14 protein-coding genes are annotated in these 16,938 nt (G+C 63.7%); 7 read left to right on the forward strand and 7 right to left on the reverse strand.

The genetic code is table 11. The annotated features are described in order from the left end of the window. The first annotated feature begins 9 nt into the window (after positions 1 to 9). Positions 10 to 1,347, forward strand: coding sequence for a DNA recombination protein RmuC (locus F0185_RS02305; RefSeq protein WP_167221171.1), 1,338 nt, complete (start codon positions 10 to 12; stop codon positions 1,345 to 1,347). A gap of 187 nt (positions 1,348 to 1,534) precedes the next feature. On the opposite strand, the gene F0185_RS02310 is transcribed toward F0185_RS02305, so the two are convergent. The 6 genes from F0185_RS02310 to F0185_RS02335 form a co-directional block, all read right to left on the reverse strand. Further along, a complete protein-coding gene (locus tag F0185_RS02310; protein ID WP_167221173.1) occupies positions 1,535 to 2,404 on the reverse strand; it encodes an MHFG family PEP-CTERM protein in 870 nt (289 codons plus the stop codon). 308 nt (positions 2,405 to 2,712) lie between these two features. Further along, complete coding sequence (gene moeA / locus F0185_RS02315; RefSeq protein ID WP_187362415.1) at positions 2,713 to 3,996, reverse strand: molybdopterin molybdotransferase MoeA; 1,284 nt, start codon at positions 3,994 to 3,996, stop codon at positions 2,713 to 2,715. Positions 3,997 to 4,016: 20 nt separating this feature from the next. After that, on the reverse strand, positions 4,017 to 4,628 hold the full coding sequence (gene mobA, locus F0185_RS02320) for a molybdenum cofactor guanylyltransferase MobA (protein WP_167221175.1): 612 nt from the start codon (positions 4,626 to 4,628) through the stop codon (positions 4,017 to 4,019). Beyond that, positions 4,629 to 5,741, reverse strand: coding sequence for a GTP 3',8-cyclase MoaA (gene moaA / locus F0185_RS02325; protein WP_167221177.1), 1,113 nt, complete (start codon positions 5,739 to 5,741; stop codon positions 4,629 to 4,631). Further along, a complete protein-coding gene (gene chrA, locus F0185_RS02330) occupies positions 5,734 to 7,068 on the reverse strand; it encodes a chromate efflux transporter (protein WP_167221179.1) in 1,335 nt (444 codons plus the stop codon). Before chrA ends, moaA begins: the two co-directional genes overlap by 8 nt. Positions 7,069 to 7,142: 74 nt before the next feature. Further along, positions 7,143 to 10,355, reverse strand: a complete 3,213-nt coding sequence (locus F0185_RS02335) for an Rne/Rng family ribonuclease (RefSeq protein ID WP_167221181.1) — start codon at positions 10,353 to 10,355, stop codon at positions 7,143 to 7,145. A 685-nt stretch (positions 10,356 to 11,040) separates the two neighbouring features. Here F0185_RS02335 and F0185_RS02340 point away from each other — a divergent pair. Genes F0185_RS02340 through F0185_RS02355 form a run of 4 tightly spaced genes read left to right on the forward strand, consistent with a single transcriptional unit; the run spans position 11,041 to position 14,163 of the window. Beyond that, positions 11,041 to 12,033: an RluA family pseudouridine synthase gene (locus F0185_RS02340; protein WP_187362416.1), complete on the forward strand. Its 993-nt coding sequence runs from the start codon at positions 11,041 to 11,043 to the stop codon at positions 12,031 to 12,033. Positions 12,034 to 12,086: 53 nt separating this feature from the next. Next, the gene (locus F0185_RS02345) at positions 12,087 to 12,746 is read left to right on the forward strand and encodes an HAD-IIIA family hydrolase (RefSeq protein WP_167221183.1); all 660 of its coding nucleotides are present in this window, start codon (positions 12,087 to 12,089) and stop codon (positions 12,744 to 12,746) included. Beyond that, on the forward strand, positions 12,746 to 13,120 hold the full coding sequence (locus F0185_RS02350; protein ID WP_167221333.1) for a Rieske (2Fe-2S) protein: 375 nt from the start codon (positions 12,746 to 12,748) through the stop codon (positions 13,118 to 13,120). The genes F0185_RS02345 and F0185_RS02350 overlap by 1 nt, the downstream gene beginning before the upstream one ends. A 44-nt stretch (positions 13,121 to 13,164) precedes the next feature. Continuing rightward, a complete protein-coding gene (locus tag F0185_RS02355; protein ID WP_167221185.1) occupies positions 13,165 to 14,163 on the forward strand; it encodes a S49 family peptidase in 999 nt (332 codons plus the stop codon). A gap of 386 nt (positions 14,164 to 14,549) precedes the next feature. Here F0185_RS02355 and F0185_RS02360 read toward each other — a convergent pair whose 3' ends face one another. Further along, entirely contained in the window at positions 14,550 to 14,960 is a 411-nt protein-coding gene (locus F0185_RS02360) for a hypothetical protein (protein WP_167221187.1), read from the reverse strand. Between the two features lie 238 nt (positions 14,961 to 15,198). Here F0185_RS02360 and F0185_RS02365 point away from each other — a divergent pair, with 238 nt between their 5' ends. Together F0185_RS02365 and F0185_RS02370 are read left to right on the forward strand one after the other, a co-directional pair. After that, positions 15,199 to 15,915 (forward strand): pseudouridine synthase, encoded by a 717-nt coding sequence (locus tag F0185_RS02365; protein ID WP_167221189.1) that lies wholly within the window; start codon positions 15,199 to 15,201, stop codon positions 15,913 to 15,915. 19 nt (positions 15,916 to 15,934) lie between these two features. After that, positions 15,935 to 16,933 (forward strand): fumarylacetoacetate hydrolase family protein, encoded by a 999-nt coding sequence (locus F0185_RS02370; protein ID WP_167221190.1) that lies wholly within the window; start codon positions 15,935 to 15,937, stop codon positions 16,931 to 16,933. Positions 16,934 to 16,938 lie beyond the last annotated feature (5 nt).

Consider the following 16,938-nt stretch of genomic DNA (forward strand, 5'->3'; position numbering starts at 1 on the left):
ATTGATCCCATGAACCAGACCGAATTCCTGATCCTGGCCGCGCTGGCGGTCGTCATCATCATTTTGCAGGCGCTCATGCTGCTGCGCGCGCGCGGCAATGGCGACGCCGGCGCGCAATCGGACAAGCTGCAGTTAGAGCGGCTGGAACGCGAGCTGCGCCTGGAACTGCAGGCCGGGGCGCAAGGCACGCGCCAGGACATCGGCGCCAGCCTCGCGCAATATCACGGCGCCACCGTGCAGCAGCTCGACAGCATGCGCCAGCAGATTCACCTGGCCAGCGTCAGCGGGCGCGAAGAGCAGTCGGCCACGCTCAAGCGCTTTGCCGACACCATGCACCAGACCTTGTCGGCGCTGACCGAGTCGAACGCGCAGCGCATGCTGGAAGTGCGCTCGACCCTGGAAGCGAAGATCCGCGACCTGCAGAACGATAACGGCGCGCGCCTGGAAGAAATGCGCAAGACGGTCGACGAGAAGCTGCATGCGACGCTCGAGACACGCCTGTCCGAATCGTTCCGCCAGGTCTCCGAGCGCCTGGAGCGGGTGCACCAGGGACTGGGCGAGATGCAGCAGCTGGCCATCGGCGTGGGCGACCTGAAACGCGTGCTCACCAACGTCAAGACGCGCGGCACCTGGGGCGAAGTGCAGCTTGAAATGCTGCTCGAACAGGTGCTGACGGTGGACCAGTATGCGAAGAACGTCGAGACCATTCCCGGCACCGGCGCGCGGGTCGAATTTGCGATCAAGCTGCCCGGTCATGTCGATGGCGGCGTGCCGGTGTGGATGCCGATCGACGCCAAGTTCCCCAAGGAGCAGTACGAACGGCTGCTCGACGCGGCCGACCGGGCCGACGCCGATGGCGTGGCGCTGGCCGGGCGCGAGCTCGAACGGGCGGTGCGGCTGGAAGCGAAGACCATCTGCGACAAATACGTGTCGCCGCCGTTGACGACCGATTTTGCGATTTTGTTCCTGCCGACCGAGGGGCTGTATGCGGAGGTGATGCGCAGGCCGGGCTTGGCCGACGATTTGCAGCGCACCTTGCGCGTGTCGATCGCGGGGCCGTCGACCTTGTCGGCGATCCTGAACAGTTTGCAGATGGGATTCCGTACGCTGGCGCTGGAAAAGCGCTCGTCGGAAGTGTGGCAGGTGCTGGGGGCGGTGAAGACAGAATTCACCAAGTTCGGCGATGTGCTCACGCAGACCAGGCTGACGCTGGAAAAGGCGGCCAAGAATATCGAGAGCGCCGAAGTGCGCAGTCGCCAGATGTCGCGCAAGCTGAAATCGGTGGAGGCGCTGCCGAGCGAGGCGGCGCAGTTGATGCTGGGGCCGGATCTGGATAGCGAGGCATAGAACGTAGCGCGTAAGCCGTAAGCGCCAAACAAGAACCGTCTTTCCTGCCACTGGCAGAAAAGACTTCCCGCGCAGGCGGGAAGCCAAGTTTGGCGAGCCGCCGGTAGCTGCGGTAAGAAATTGGATTCCCGCCTTCGCGGGAAAGACGGTTTTGAAGGCAGCGGTAAAAACAGCGTACGCAGACGGATTACACCCGGACGCGCCGCCGCGCCGCACCGAACACCGCCACCAGCCCCAGTCCCATCATCATCGACTGTCCCGGTTCGGGCACCGGCACCGCCGGTACGTTGGTCTCGGGAACCGGCGTGAGGTCGATGCCCGTCGTCGGCCCGTCCCTGAACGGCGGCCCGAACCCACCGGTGCCGATTGGCGTCACGGGAATCGAGCCCTGATAGGCGATCGCGCCCGGCGGCGTGGCTGGCGCCCGCTCCGGCAGCACCGGCTTGGTCGTGGCGCTGCCGCCGCGCAGCGCGATGTCCAGTTCGCTTTCGGGCGGCGCCGGCTCGTCGGCCAGCGAGGTCGACGAGCCCGGCCCACCGGTTCCAGGGCGGCCCCGCGACGGCCCGCTGGTGCCCAGGCGGTGGATGCGGCTCACGTTGCGGCACACGGTCGGCACCAGGATGCAGTGATCGCCTTCGCAGTACACCAATCCGGCTTGCCTGGTGCGCGCGCTCCAGCCGGCGCGCGAGACGTTGCCGCACACCGTGCCGGCGCCGAAATGCATGTCGCGGATCTTGGGGGCGTAGTAGTTCTGGCCCTTGATCGAATCGCGTCCGATGGTGACGAATTCGTCGAAATTACGGTCGGCCATGCGCTCCTTGAGGCGCGCGCGCACCAGCGGCGGAATGTCGCGGTAACGGTCCACCGCCGCTACCACGTCGCCCATGAACGGGTTCACGCCGGGACGGTCCCAGTCGCACTTGGCGACGCGGCTCGCGGCGGCCGCCTGGGATGGCGTGGCCGCCAGCATCAGCGCCGCTCCCAGCATCAACACGCAGGCCGACATAGGCCCCGCGACCTTGTAACTTGCGACGGTAATGCTGCTTGCGCGCTTCATGATCTCTGACCCGATGGGTTTGCCTGAAGATCAATACTAACAAGCGTTTTTCAAAAAAACGGTGCAATTTCAATAACAATAAAATGCTATTAATGATGCTGGTAAGTCATTTCCCTATGAAAACGCCCCCGATGACACGGCAATATAAATACAAGCTATGACAAAATAGGGTGACTTGAAAACAACATAATTATCAAAAATGCCACTAAATTACGCGTAAAATAATGCCATTATCCAATAAATTTCCGCTAGGATAAATTTAAGTTGCAAATACTGCATCGATATAATCATCGACTATGTGGCATTCCTTAAATCAAACCCTCGAACAGCATGACATCCACCAGATCGCCTGACTCGACGTTTCCTTGTTCATCATGCAAGATCACCATGCAGTTGGCCTCGCTCATGGAACGCAGGATGCCGGAGCCTTGCGAGCCGGTGATGCGCACCGTTTGCGCGCCATCGTCGGCGCGCGCGAGGATGCCGCGCTGGTACTCGGTACGCCCCGGTTTTTTGCGGATGGCGCAGGCCGAACGCACCTTCAACAGCGGCAGCGGCGCGTCGGCCCCCATCATGCGCAGCAGTGCGTCGCGCGCGAAAAAGTAGAACGACACCATCACCGCCACCGGATTGCCGGGCAGGCCAAACAGGAAGGCGGTATGGCCGTGCGAGGCGATGCGTCCGAACGCCAGCGGGCGGCCCGGGCGCATGCCGATCTTCCAGAAGCTCACGTCGCCCAGTTTGGCCATGATCTCGCGCGTGTAGTCGGCCGCGCCGACCGACACGCCGCCCGAGGTGACGATGGCGTCCACGTTCTCGCAGGCGTGGCGCAACGCGTCTTCCAGCGCTTGCGGATCGTCCCGCACGATGCCCATGTCGACGATCTCGCAGCCCAGGCGGGTGAGCATGCCGTGCAGCGTATAGCGGTTGCTGTCGTAGACGCAGCCGGGGTCGAGCGGCTGGCCGATCGAACGCAGTTCGTCGCCGGTGGAAAAGAATGCCACGCGCAGGCGCCGCGTCACCGGCACCGTGGCAATGCCGAGGGAGGCCAGCAGCCCCAGGTCGGCCGGGCGGATAACTTTACCCTTGCGCAGGGCGGCGCTGCCGGCCATCAGGTCTTCGCCGGCGAAACGGCGGTTGTCGCCGCTGCGGATCACATTCGGGGCGATGGTGATGCTGTGGGCGCCGATGGCCGCCACCAGCTCCTGCGGAATGACGCTGTCGCAGCCGGCCGGCATGACCCCGCCGGTCATGATGCGCACGCATTGCCCGCTGGCCGGAAGCGCGGCCGACGGACGGCCCGCGAACACGGTGCCCACCACCGCCAGCGTGAGCGGCCCGGTCGCGCACAGGTCGGCCCCGCGCAGCGCGTAGCCGTCCATGGCCGAATTGTCGTGCGCCGGCACGCTGATCGGCGAGATGATGTCGGCCGCCAGGACCCGGTCCAGCGCCGCCAGCAGCGGCACTTGCTCGATTGCGCCTACCGGCTCAATGAAGTCGCGGATGATGCGCTGGGCGTCGCGCACGGGCAGGGCGTCCGGATCGTAGGCGGACAGGCAGCTGGTAACGTCGTTCAGGGTGGGCAGGGTCATGGTGTGCGCAGGTAGGGGGATTATTCTGGTTCGCACTGGCGCAGTTCGTCCAGCGTGTTGATGTTGCGGAAGGCGCCGGCATCGTCGAAGCGCACGCGCGCCACCGTGATGCCGGCGTACCAGCCATCCATGCGCCGCCCGCCGCCGGCAAGGTAGGCTTCGAGCCGGGGCAGGGCGGCCGTGCGCACCAGGGCGAACACGGGTTGCGGCTGGATGCGCGGCGCGCCGTCAGGGCCGGGTTCCACGGTTTCGGCCAGCGCCAGGTCGGCGCCCTCGGCCGTCAACGCCTGGTGCAGGCGCGCCACCAGGTCGGGTGGCAGGAACGGCGAGTCGCACGGCGCGGTGACCAGCAGCGGCGTGGCGCAGCTGGCCATGCCGGTGGCCAGCCCGGCCAGCGGGCCTTCGAAACCGGTCAGGCGGTCGGGCCACACCGGCACGCCGAATCCGGCGTAGGTTGCCAGGTTCTGATTGGCGTTGATCGCCAGCGCACCCACCTGCGGCGCCAGGCGGCGCATCACATGCTGCGCCATGCTGGCGCCACGGAAGGCTTGCAGGCCTTTGTCGACGTGGCCCATGCGGGTGCCGCGTCCGCCGGCCAGAACCAGGCCGGTGATATCGTCAAGTGCTGTCATTTAGCCGCCGATGTACGACATTTCGACGCGTTTTTCTCGATGTTCATCAATGCCGCTCGTGTTGATGGTACGGGTTTCGGAATAGCGGTCGGCGCGCACGTTCCACAGGGCGCCGACGGCGGCCGAGATTTCGGCGTCGCTGCGGCCGTCGCGCAGCAGGGCGCGCAGGTCGTGGCCACGGCTGGCGAACAGGCAGGTGTACAGCTTGCCCTCGGTCGACAGCCGAGCGCGCGAGCAATCCTTGCAGAACGCTTGCGTCACGCTCGAGATGAGGCCGATCTCGCCGCCGCCGTCGGCATAGCGCCAGCGCGCGGCGGTTTCGCCGTTGTAGTTCGCTTGCAGCGACACCAAAGGCATCTCGGCCGAGATGCGGCGCGCCACGTCGGCCGACGGGATCACTTCGGCCAGGTTCCAGCCGTTCGACGCGCCCACGTCCATGTATTCGATGAAGCGCAGGATGTACGGGCTGCCCTTGAAGTGGCGCGCCATGGGCACGATTTCCTGGTCGTTCATGCCGGCCTTGACCACCATGTTGATCTTGATCGGCCCCAGGCCCACGGCGTGGGCGGCGTCGATCCCGGCCAGCACGTCGGCCACCGCGAAGTCGACATCGTTCATGCGCTTGAAGGTGGTATCGTCGAGCGAATCGAGCGACACGGTGACCCGGTTCAGGCCCGCGTCCTTTAACGACTGGGCTTTTTTCGCCAGCAGCGAGCCGTTGGTGGTGAGGGTGATGTCGAGCGCGCGCCCGCCCGGGGTGCGCAAGCTGCTTAACATGCCGACCAGGCGTTCGAGGTTCTTGCGCAGCAGCGGTTCGCCCCCGGTCAGGCGCAGCTTTTCGACGCCGTGGGCGACGAACACGGTGGCGAGGCGGGTGATTTCCTCGAACGAGAGCAGCGAGGAATGCGGCAGGTAGGCGTAGTCCTTGTCGAACACTTCTTTCGGCATGCAGTAGACGCAGCGGAAATTGCAGCGGTCGGTGACCGAAATACGCAGGTCGTGCAGGGGCCGCCCGAGCGCGTCGGCCAACAGGCCGGTGGGCGCATCGAGCCGCGCGGGGATTGCCGGCGGCGGCGCGCGGCCGTCGCTGAGCATGATAATTTTTTCAGCCATGCCGATACGATAGCACGAGGCCCGCGACGGCACAGGCGGCGAGCAGTTTGATGGTGCCGGCCTTGAAGCGGAACAGGGCCACGCAGGCGCCCGCGCTGATGGCGATGGCGGCGATGTCGACCTGCCCGGCGCGCACGAACACGTGCTGGCCGAAGAACAGCGCCAGGCTGACGATCACGCCCACCACCGCCGCCGAAATGGCGGTCAGCGGCGCCGTCATGCGCACATTGTCGCGCGTCGCTTCGATCAGCGGGGCGCCGGCCAGGATGAACATGAACGAGGGCAGGAAGGTGAAAAAGGTGGCCACGCAGGCGCCGGCCACGCCGGCCAGCAGCACGCTGCCGGCGCCGAAAATGGCGTGGCTCCAGGCGCCCACGAAGCCGACAAAGGCGACGATCATGATCAAGGGGCCGGGCGTGGTTTCGCCGAGCGCCAGGCCGTCGATCATCTGCGCCGCCGTAAGCCACTGGTAATGCTCCACGCCGCCCTGGTACACGTAGGGCAGCACGGCGTAGGCGCCGCCGAACGTCATCAAGGCGGCCTTGGTGAAGAACCAGCCCATCTGCGCCAGCGCGCCGGCGGCGCCGTAGCGCCAGGCCAGCAGCAGCCACACGCCGCCGCCGAGCGCCAGGCCGCCCAGGGCCACCCTGGCCAGGCGCGGCCAGGTAAAGCGCGCGTGGGCCGGCGTGGGGGTGTCGTCGTCGATCAGCGCCACGCCGTACGAGGCGCGGCTGTCCGGGTGCTTGCCGCCGACCTGGAAGTGGGCCGGCAGCAGCCGCCCACCGAGCATGCCGATGGCGGCCGCCACCAGCACGATCAGCGGGAACGGCACCTCGGCCACGGCGATGGCGAGGAAAGCGGCGACGGCGATCGCCAGCAGGGTGCGGTTTTTCAGGGTGCGCGAGCCGATGCGCCAGGCCGCCGCCAGCACCACGGCCACCACCGCCGGCTTGATGCCGTACAGGATGCCGGCCACCACCGGCAGGGTGCCGTAGGCCATATAGATCCACGACAGCACGATCAGGATCAGCAGCGAGGGCAGGAAGAACAGCAGCCCGGCCAGGATGCCGCCGCGCGTTTTGTGCATCAGCCAGCCGATGTAGATGGCCAGTTGGGTCGCTTCGGGGCCGGGCAGCAGCATGCAGTAGTTGAGCGCGTGCAGGAAGCGCTGTTCGGAGATCCAGCGGCGCCGCTCGACCAGTTCGGTGTGCATCAGCGCGATCTGGCCGGCCGGGCCGCCAAAGCTGATAAAGCCGAGCTTGAGCCAGTACCAGAAGGCGACGCGCAAGGTGACGGAATCGGGACGGGTGTCGGCGGGCAGGGTCATTATTAGTCTCGCTACGTGACGTTGTGGCGTAAAAAAGGGAAGCCGAAGCTTCCCTTTTTTATGTGACCGCGTGATTACTGGCGGCTGGTGTCGACCTGGACCAGCGGCTCATCGACTTGCGGCGGCAGCGGCTTGCGCTCGCGTGGCACGCGCACCGGCGGCGCTGCGTTGGCGGTCGCTTCCCGGGCTGCGCGCAGCTTTTCAGGATCGGTCGCTGCCAGGGTGAGGCCGGCCGAACCGAGGATCTCGGTCAGGTCGGCAACCGGTGTTGCGGCCACTGGCGCTGGCGCTACTGGCACCGGTGCAGGTTCCGCCACTGCCACAGGCTCGGGTGCCGGAGCGGCCACTGGTGCCGGAGCCGCCACAGGCGCAGGTGCTGGCTCGGCAGCGGCTTCCTCGGCGACCGGCTCGGCCGGGGTGAACATCGTTGCAGGCACGATTTCTTCACGTACCGGGGCAACTTCGGCAACTTCGGCAACGTCGGCAACCGGTTCGGCTGGCGTGAACATGGTTGCAGGTACGATTTCTTCACGTACTGGGGCAACTTCCGGCGCAGCTTCTGGCGCTTCGGCGACCACCTCGGCCACTGGAGCCGGCTCGGCAGGCGCAGGCGCCGCTTCCACTACCACGGCCGGGGCCGCTGCAGCTTCGACTGGTGCTGGCGCTGGTGCCGGCGCTGCGGCTTCCACCGGCGCTGGCGCGACGACGTATTCCGACACAGGCTCAGGCGCGGCTTCGGCTTCCAAGGCTGCTACTGGCGCGGCAGCTTCGACAACGACCGGCTGGGCTGCGGCAAGCTGCACGACAGGCTCAGCCGCTTCGAACACCGGCGCTGCAACCTTGTCGAAAGACACTTCGGCGTCCGCTGGCGCTGGTTCGACGGTGAAACTCGCTTCGTTGACAAGGTCGCCGTCTTCGCCGTCCATGCCCTCGGCCTGGTCGCGGTCGCGGCGATTGCGGTTGCGGCCGCCACGACGACGACGACGACGCGGCTCATCGCCACCGGCTTCGACTTCGATTTCTTCACCGTTCGGGCCGATCGTGGTGATCATTTTCGGCAGGGCGGCTTCGTCATCGCCTTGCGGCACGGCGACGTTGACTGCGGCTGCGGCGGCCACGACGGGCGACACGGCCAGTTCATCGGTCTTCGCTTCGGCGACCGGGGTGCGGTAGTCGGCGCGCTCGCGCGGTGGACGCGGGGGACGCTCGGCGCGTTCCGGACGCTCGCCACGCTCAGGGCGTTCGGCGCGTTCCGGACGTTCGGCACGCTCCGGGCGCTCCGCCCGTGGCGCCACCGGAACACCGGCGGCGTCGACCTGCGGCTCACGCGGCTCGCGCGGTGGACGTGGAGGACGTGGCGGGCGGGCGGCATCGCCCGGCTTGCCGGCTTCTTCCAGTGCGGCAGGTTTACCCGGCTCGCGCTCGGGACGGCCGTCCGGCTTGCCGCCACGGGTGCGGGCACGCGGACCACGGCCGTTGCGGTCTTCGCGACCGGCAGGGGCCGCGGCCGGCTTGGCCGGGGCCACAGGCGCCGGGGCGACGATGGCGGGTGCTTCCTTCTTGAAGAAGAAGTTCATGATCTTGGCCATGAAACCTTCTTCCTCGGGCGCGGTCAGCACCGGCGCCTGGACTGGCGGGGCGACCGGCTTGAGCACTTCGGAGCGGTCCACCACCGGGGCAGGCTGGTCCGGGGTGATGGTCTTGACCACGGCTTCCTGGCGCGGCTTGACTTCTTCCTTCTGGCGCTTGCTGTAAGCCATGTCGGTTTCAGCTTCTTCGGCCAGGTTGTAGCTGGCCTGGCTGTCTTCGAGGCGCGGATCGTCGTGCTTGATGCGTTCGAGCTTGTAGTGCGGCGTGTCGAGGTGCTTGTTCGGGATCAGGATCACGCTGATGCGGTGGCGGTTCTCGATCTTGAGCACTTCGCCACGCTTTTCATTGAGCAAAAAAGCGGCAACGTCGACCGGTACCTGCACATGGATGGTGGCCGAGTTTTCCTTCATCGCCTCTTCCTGGATGATGCGCAGCACCTGCAGGGCGGACGATTCGGTATCGCGGATGTGGCCGGTGCCGGAGCAGCGCGGGCACGTCACGTGCGAGCCTTCGGACAGCGAAGGGCGCAGGCGCTGGCGCGACAGTTCCATCAGGCCGAAACGGGAAATCTTGCCCATCTGAACGCGTGCGCGGTCATGGTGCAGGGCATCCTTGAGGCGGGTTTCGACTTCGCGCTGGTTCTTCGCCACTTCCATGTCGATGAAGTCGATGACGATCAGGCCGCCAAGGTCGCGCAGGCGCAGCTGGCGTGCTACTTCTTCGGCCGCTTCGCAGTTGGTATTGAATGCCGTCGTTTCGATGTCGGCGCCGCGGGTGGCGCGGGCCGAGTTGACGTCGACGGAAACGAGCGCTTCGGTGTGGTCGATGACGATCGCGCCGCCGGAAGGCAGGGGCACGGTGCGCGAATACGCGGTTTCGATCTGGTGTTCGATCTGGAAGCGCGAAAACAGCGGTACATCGTCGCTGTAACGCTTGACCCGGTGGATCATGTCGGGCATCACGTGGCGCATGAACTGGTGCGCTTGTTCGTAGATATCGTCGGTATCGATCAGGATCTCGCCGATATCGGGCTGGAAGTAGTCGCGGATCGCGCGGATCACGAGCGATGATTCCTGGTAGATCAGGAAGGCGCCGCTGGCCGACTTGCCGGCGCCTTCGATCGCGCGCCACAGTTGCATCAGGTAATTCAAGTCCCACTGCAGTTCTTCGACGTTGCGGCCGATGCCGGCGGTACGGGCAATCACCGACATGCCCTGCGGCAGGTCCAGCTTATCCATCGTTTCGCGCAGTTCCTGGCGTTCTTCGCCTTCGACCCGGCGCGAGACGCCGCCGCCACGCGGGTTATTCGGCATCAAGACCAGGTAACGGCCGGCCAGGGAGACGAAGGAGGTCAGGGCCGCGCCCTTGTTGCCGCGTTCTTCTTTCTCGACCTGGACCATGATTTCCTGGCCTTCGCGCAGCGCTTCCTTGACCGAGGCGGTACGGACATCGACGCCTTCGCGGAAATAGGTGCGGGCGACTTCCTTGAATGGCAGGAAACCGTGGCGGTCTTCGCCGTAGCTGACGAAGCAGGCTTCGAGCGACGGTTCGATCCGGGTAATCACGCCCTTGTAGATATTCGATTTGCGCTGTTCGCGACCGGCGGTCTCGATATCGATGTCGATCAGTTTCTGACCGTCGACAATCGCTACGCGCAGTTCTTCCTGCTGCGTAGCGTTAAACAACATGCGTTTCATTTTTATTGACTCCGCGACCCGGGGGCCGTTCCAGTGCCACGCTGCGCTGTGCGCAGGGCGGCGAAAAGTACAGGGGATGTACGCGGGAAGGGAAGTGGAGGGTGGGTATGCCTTTTCGCACGGCGCAGCGACGCAAAGCGTCACGGCCGCAACAGGGCGCGGTGGGGTCGATCGACATGCCGAGTGACGCATCGCCTGCAACTAAGCTGCAGCAGCCCCGGATTATGCGGGGTACAGACAAAGCCAGGCCGAGCGAAATCAGTGAGCCAGACCGTCGCCAGCGAACATACTAAGACTTCGATACGGGGCTTAAACACCAGCCCTAATTCTCAAGCCTTCAGGATGAGGCTTACTTCGGGTCGGGCGAAAACGACAAGCGTTATCGACGCCATCATCCGGCGAGCTGGCCCCGAGGGACAGCTTGCCAGTACTTATCCTTACAATTCCAAACAATCCATTCCGCAGCCTTGCGCGTTATCCGATTACAACAACGGTGCAACCTTGATTCGCGCCGGGATGTGCGTACACATTTTTTCCATCGAATTTGCAATTTGGCGGGGCCGATGGAGACGCCCCTGTGTAAAATATCGTTTTAATTCTTACACCAGCAGAGGTTTGACCGCCGCCTGTCGATTATATATTCAAAATGAAGGACTTAGAGAGAATTTCTGGGAAGACAGAGCAAATGAAGATGCAAAACGATGTTGTTCCCCCTTCATCACAGGCCCCCGTTCAAGCCCAGTTTGTCACAATCACTGAAGAAGAAGCCGGACAGCGGATCGACAACTACTTGTTGCGGGTCTGCAAGGGCGTACCAAAAAGCCATATTTACCGCATCCTGCGCTCGGGCGAGGTGCGCGTCAACAAGGGCCGCATCGACCAGTTGTACCGGCTCGAAAGCGGCGACGTGGTGCGCATTCCGCCGGTGCGCGTGGCCGAGAAATCGACCGCCGTGGTGCCGGGCGCCGAGTTCCCCATCCTGTTCGAAGATGCGCACCTGCTCATCATCGACAAGCCGTGCGGCGTGGCGGTGCATGGCGGCTCGGGCGTATCGTATGGCGTGATCGAACAGTTGCGCGCGGCCCGGCCGGACGCCAAGTTCCTGGAACTGGTGCACCGGCTCGACCGCGAAACCTCGGGTTTGTTGTTGCTGGCCAAAAAGCGTTCGGCCCTCACCAACCTGCACGAGCAGATGCGCGACGGCCTGACCGACAAGCGCTACCTGACCATGGTCTACGGCGACTGGAAAAATGCGCGCCAGCATATCAAGCTGCCCTTGCACAAGTACACCACCGCCGACGGTGAACGGCGCGTGTGCGTGCAGGCCGGCGGCATGGAATCGCATACCGTGTTCAGCCTGCTGCGCAAGTTCGACAAGTTCGCCCTGCTCGAAGCCGAGCTGAAAACCGGGCGCACCCACCAGATTCGCGTTCATCTGGCTTCGTCGGGCTTTCCCATCCTTGGCGACGACAAATACGGCGATTTTGCCTTGAACCGTGTGTTGCTCAAGGCCGATGCCAGCCGTGGCGCGCTCAAGCGGATGTTCCTGCACGCGCATCAAATCACGTTTACCCATCCGGAAACCGGCAAGGATGTGACGATAAATGCGCCCTTGCCCGCAGAATGCGAACGTTTCTTGGTAAGCTTGGGGAAACCGCTGAACACAGCACCGCGTTAACTGCGCGTTGATCAATCCTGGAAGGAGCCGGCCGCCACAAGCGGCCGCAATACATGGCACGCAAGCAATTTGATCTGATCGTTTTCGACTGGGACGGAACCTTGATGGACAGCACGTCCACCATCGTCAAGTGCATCCAGGCCGCCGCCAAGGACCTCGGCTTGCCGATCCCGCGCGACGATGCCGCCTCGCACGTCATCGGCCTGGGCTTGCACGAAGCGATGCAGGCCGTGATGCCGAATATCGATCCCGCGTTATACCCGCGCATGGTCGAGCGTTACCGTTTTCATTTTTTATCGAAAGACCACGAACTGGTGTTGTTCGACGGCGTTCGCGAGATGTTGACCGAACTTTCGCAGGAAGCCTACTTTTTGGCGGTGGCCACCGGCAAAAGCCGCGTGGGCCTGAATCGTTCCCTGAATGCGGTCGGGCTGCTGTCGCTGTTCGACGCCACCCGTTGCGCCGATGAGACATTCTCCAAGCCGCACCCGGCCATGCTGCAGGAACTGACGCGTGAGCTGGGGCAGGACCTCAAGCGCACGGTGATGATTGGCGACACCACGCACGACTTGCTCATGGCAAATAACGCCGGCGCGGCCGCGATCGCCGTGCAGTACGGCGCCCATCCGCACGAGCAGCTCAGCGCCTGCAACCCGGTCTATTCGGCTGAAACCGTGGCCCAGCTGCGCACCTGGCTGAGCGAGAACGCATGATGGCCGAGCCAGGCGAGGTACTGGTCTGTCCGTCCGACCAGGTGCTCGAAGGCGGGCGCGGGGTGCGCTTTGGCGTCGTCGCCTTTGGCGACAAGGCCACCGGCTTCGTGGTGCGGCACAAGGGAACGGTGTATGCCTACCTGAACCGCTGCGCCCACGTGCCGATCGAGCTGGACTGGGCCGAAGGCGAGTTCTTCGAGTCCAGCGGCGTGTACCTGATGTGCTCGACCCACGGCGCCATCTACGTTCCCGAGAGCGGCTTTTGCGCCGGCGGACCGTGCAAGGGCGGACGCCTGCGCCCGATCGGCGTGCGCGAGCAAGACGGACAGATTTACTGGCATCCCGACGAGTTCATCAAGCCGCCCGCGCCCTGAGCAGGCGGCAACACACACCGGAAACCACTTACGTAAAGCGATTTATGACCGACAACACTTTCGGCGATGCCAAGGACAACATGCTGGCAGCGGCGCCGACCACCGGCAATTGGGAGCGCGAGACCCTGGAAAAGCTGGTTTTTGCCACGGTGCGCGAACAGCGCGCCACGCGCCGCTGGGGGATTTTCTTCAAGCTGACATTCCTGGGGCTGGCGTTTTTCGCGCTGTGGGCGTTTTTCGATTTCGATTTCAGCGGTTCCGACATGGAAACGCTGGGACGTCATACCGCCCTGATCGAAATCGACGGCAGCATCGAATCGGAAGGCAGCGGATCGGCCGATGTGGTGATCCCCTCCCTGAACAAGGCATTTGCCGACGCCGGCTCGGTGGCGGTGGTCCTGCGCATTAACAGCCCGGGTGGCAGCCCGGTCCAGGCGGGCAATATCGTCGATGAGATCCTGCGCCTGAAACAGGCGTATCCGGCCAAGCCGGTGTACGTGGTGGTCGATGAAATCTGCGCCTCGGGCGGTTATTACATCGCGGCGGCGGCCGATAAGATCTTTGTTAACAAGGCCAGTATTGTCGGTTCGGTCGGCGTGCTGATGGACGGTTTCGGCTTTACCGGCACCATGGATAAACTCGGGGTCGAGCGGCGTTTGCTCACCGCCGGCGAGAACAAGGGCTTCCTCGATCCTTTCAGCCCGCAATCGGACAAGCACAAGGCGCATGCCCAGGCCATGCTCAACGAAATCCACCAGCAATTCATCTCCGTGGTGCGCACCGGGCGCGGCAAGCGCCTGAAAGAGACACCCGAGACTTTCTCGGGCCTGTTCTGGAGCGGCGCCAGGGCGGTCGAGATGGGCCTGGCCGATGGTTTTGGCACGGTCGAGACGACCGCGCGCGACGTGGTCAAGGCGGAAGACATTGTCGACTACACGGCGCATGAAGGTTTGCCGGAGCGGGTGCTGAAAAAATTCGGCGCTTCGGTGGGGGCTGGCATGGTCAAAACGCTGGGGCCATCGGCCCGGCCGGTGTTGCGTTGAGATTGATTTTAAATATTTTCCTTGAAAGTTCGGACAGGTGTTCTATATTAGACCTGTAGTTCTTTCCACGGGAGGCCGATATAAAAAGTAAAGCGTGTGTTGGCAGAATATTGTTTGAAATGAACTACTAACCGCATCATGATGCGGTACAGAGAGAATTACAATTCCTCGCATGACGTCCTCGCATGGGGACATGGGAACGGCGGCGTAAAAGCCGTCGTTTTCCATCCAGCCGCTGTATTCAACCGATGTATTCCCACCGATGTTTATTCAGCCAGGTTTCGATGCGCGTTTCGATGCGCGTTTCTATGCCCGTTTCGCTTGCGCGAACGGCCGTGTGAAGCCGCTCGCGTCACCGTCCGCCATTGCAGGACGATGAGATCGCATTAATCCAGGCAAAAATCGCTGTTTTCGGCATCCACCGTGCGCAGCCGGTCGCCCATCTGCTCCGACGACGCAACATCAAGCGCAAGGTGGCCAGCGCAATCGGCGCGCAGGCCCGCATCGGCCAGCCCGGCGCCAGCCGCATCGCCCTCGACGCCTTGAAAACCACCCTGGCTGAGCCAGTCCTGGAAGCCCTGATTGGCCTGGGCGTACCAGCGCGCCTGCGGCGACACGCGCACCATGCCGGGCACCAGCATGCGCGGCAGGTGGATGCCGCCGGTCCAGCGCGCAATCGCGTCACGCGTCGTTTCCAGCGCCGACTGCGCCAGCGGATTGTCGGGGAGATTGTCGGCAGCCGATTCCAGGAAGTCGGTGTTGTCCAATTGCGTCGCGGCGTTAGTAATGGTGCGCATCCTGGTCCTCATCATGTTTGTACTGTTCAGTTATCCTAATGGTGCCGTAAGCATTAGCAGGGGGCGTTAGGCCGATTCCTACTGAAGTTTCAGTGTAACAATCGGACTCTCGTCACTCTTGATCTGTGTCAAAGATGCGTAATGGATCTTCCGTAATTCGCGCCGTTCGGCATTTTCTCCTACAACCGAGTAGGCCGATTCCTATCCCCCGGGGAGCGCATCTGGTAAAGTCTCGCCCATGAGTAAATTATCCTTGGACCGCATCCTGCAATCGCAGGGATTCGGCACACGCAAATATTGCCGCACCCTGATCGACGATGGCGAAATCGTCATCAAGGGCGCCCCGCACACCGACTACAAGACCGCGATCGAGACCGATGGCCTGGTCATGACGATCTTCGACGACGAGTGGGTCTACCGCGAACATGTGTACATCGCGCTGCATAAACCCGTCAACGTCGAGTGTTCGCGCAAGCCGAGCCACCATCCGGGCGTACTGACCTTGCTACCGGAACAATTCACCTGGCGCGACGTGCAACCGGTCGGACGGCTCGACCACGACACCACCGGCATGTTGCTGATGTCCGACGATGGCCCGTTCATCCACACCCAGTCCTCGCCCAAACGGCACGTCCCCAAGATATATCAGGCCACCACGCAGGACAGCGTCACGCCTGAACTGATTGCGCAACTTCTGTCCGGCGTCAAACTGCATGACGAGCCGGCGCCACTGGCGGCGCTCAGTTGTGTGCAGCGCGGCGAGCACCAGCTCGAAATCGTGCTGGAACAAGGCAAGTATCACCAGGTCAAACGCATGCTGGCCGCGGCCGGCAACCATTGCAGTGCGCTGCACCGGTCCGCCATCGGCCAACTGACCCTGGAGTCGCTCGGCCTGGCCGAGGGTGAATGGTGCTACCTGGACCAGGCCCAGCGGGACTTGCTGGTGCCGGCTTGATGTCGCCTTATGTAACCGTATGAAATTAGCCACGCTCAAGGACGGTAGCCGCGATGGCCAGCTGGTGGTGGTCGCGCGCGACCTGAAAACGGCGCACGTGGCCGATGGCATCGCGCCCACGCTGCAGGCGGCGCTGGACGACTGGGCCTTCATCGCGCCCCAGTTGGGCGAGCTGTACCTTCTGCTGAATGGCGGGCGCACCTCGCGCGGCTTCGACTTCGATCCCGCCAAGTGCATGGCGCCGCTGCCGCGCGCGTTCCAGTGGGTCGATGGCTCGGCGTATGTTAATCACGTCGAGCTGGTGAGAAAGGCGCGCAATGCCGAGATGCCTGCCTCGTTCTGGGAAGATCCCCTGATGTACCAGGGCGGCAGCGACGATTTTCTCGGGCCGACCGACCCGATCGTGCTGGCGCATGAAGAGTGGGGCATCGATTTCGAGGCCGAGGTGGCCGTGATCACGGGCGATATACCGATGGGCAGCACGCCGCACCAGGCGTTCGACCAGATTCGCCTGCTGCTGCTGGTCAATGATGTTTCGCTGCGTAACTTGATTCCGGCCGAACTGGGCAAGGGTTTCGGGTTTTTGCAGTCCAAACCGGCATCGGCGTTTTCGCCGGTGGCGGTCACGCCCGATGAACTGGGCGACGCCTGGCAGGACGCCAAGGTGCATTTGCCCCTACGCTCGACCTGGAACGGCAAGCTGGTCGGCCAGCCTCACGCGGGTGTCGATATGGTGTTTAACTTCGCCCAACTGCTCGCACATCTGTGTAAAACACGCAATGCGCGCGCCGGCACCATTCTTGGCTCGGGCACGGTGTCGAACAAGGACGCCAAACGCGGCTACTCCTGCATTGCCGAGAAGCGCGCGCTGGAGATGATCGCCGATGGGGTCTCAAGCACGCCGTTCATGCTGTTTGGCGACACGATCAAGATCGAGATGCTGGACGCGGCAGGCAAGTCGATCTTCGGCGCGATCGATCAGGAGCTCAAGCAGGCCGAGGCCCGCAAAGCACGCTAATCCCC

The sequence above is a fragment of the Massilia rubra genome (assembly GCF_011682065.1).
In the GTDB taxonomy this organism is placed as follows: Bacteria; Pseudomonadota; Gammaproteobacteria; order Burkholderiales; family Burkholderiaceae_D; genus Telluria_A; species Telluria_A rubra.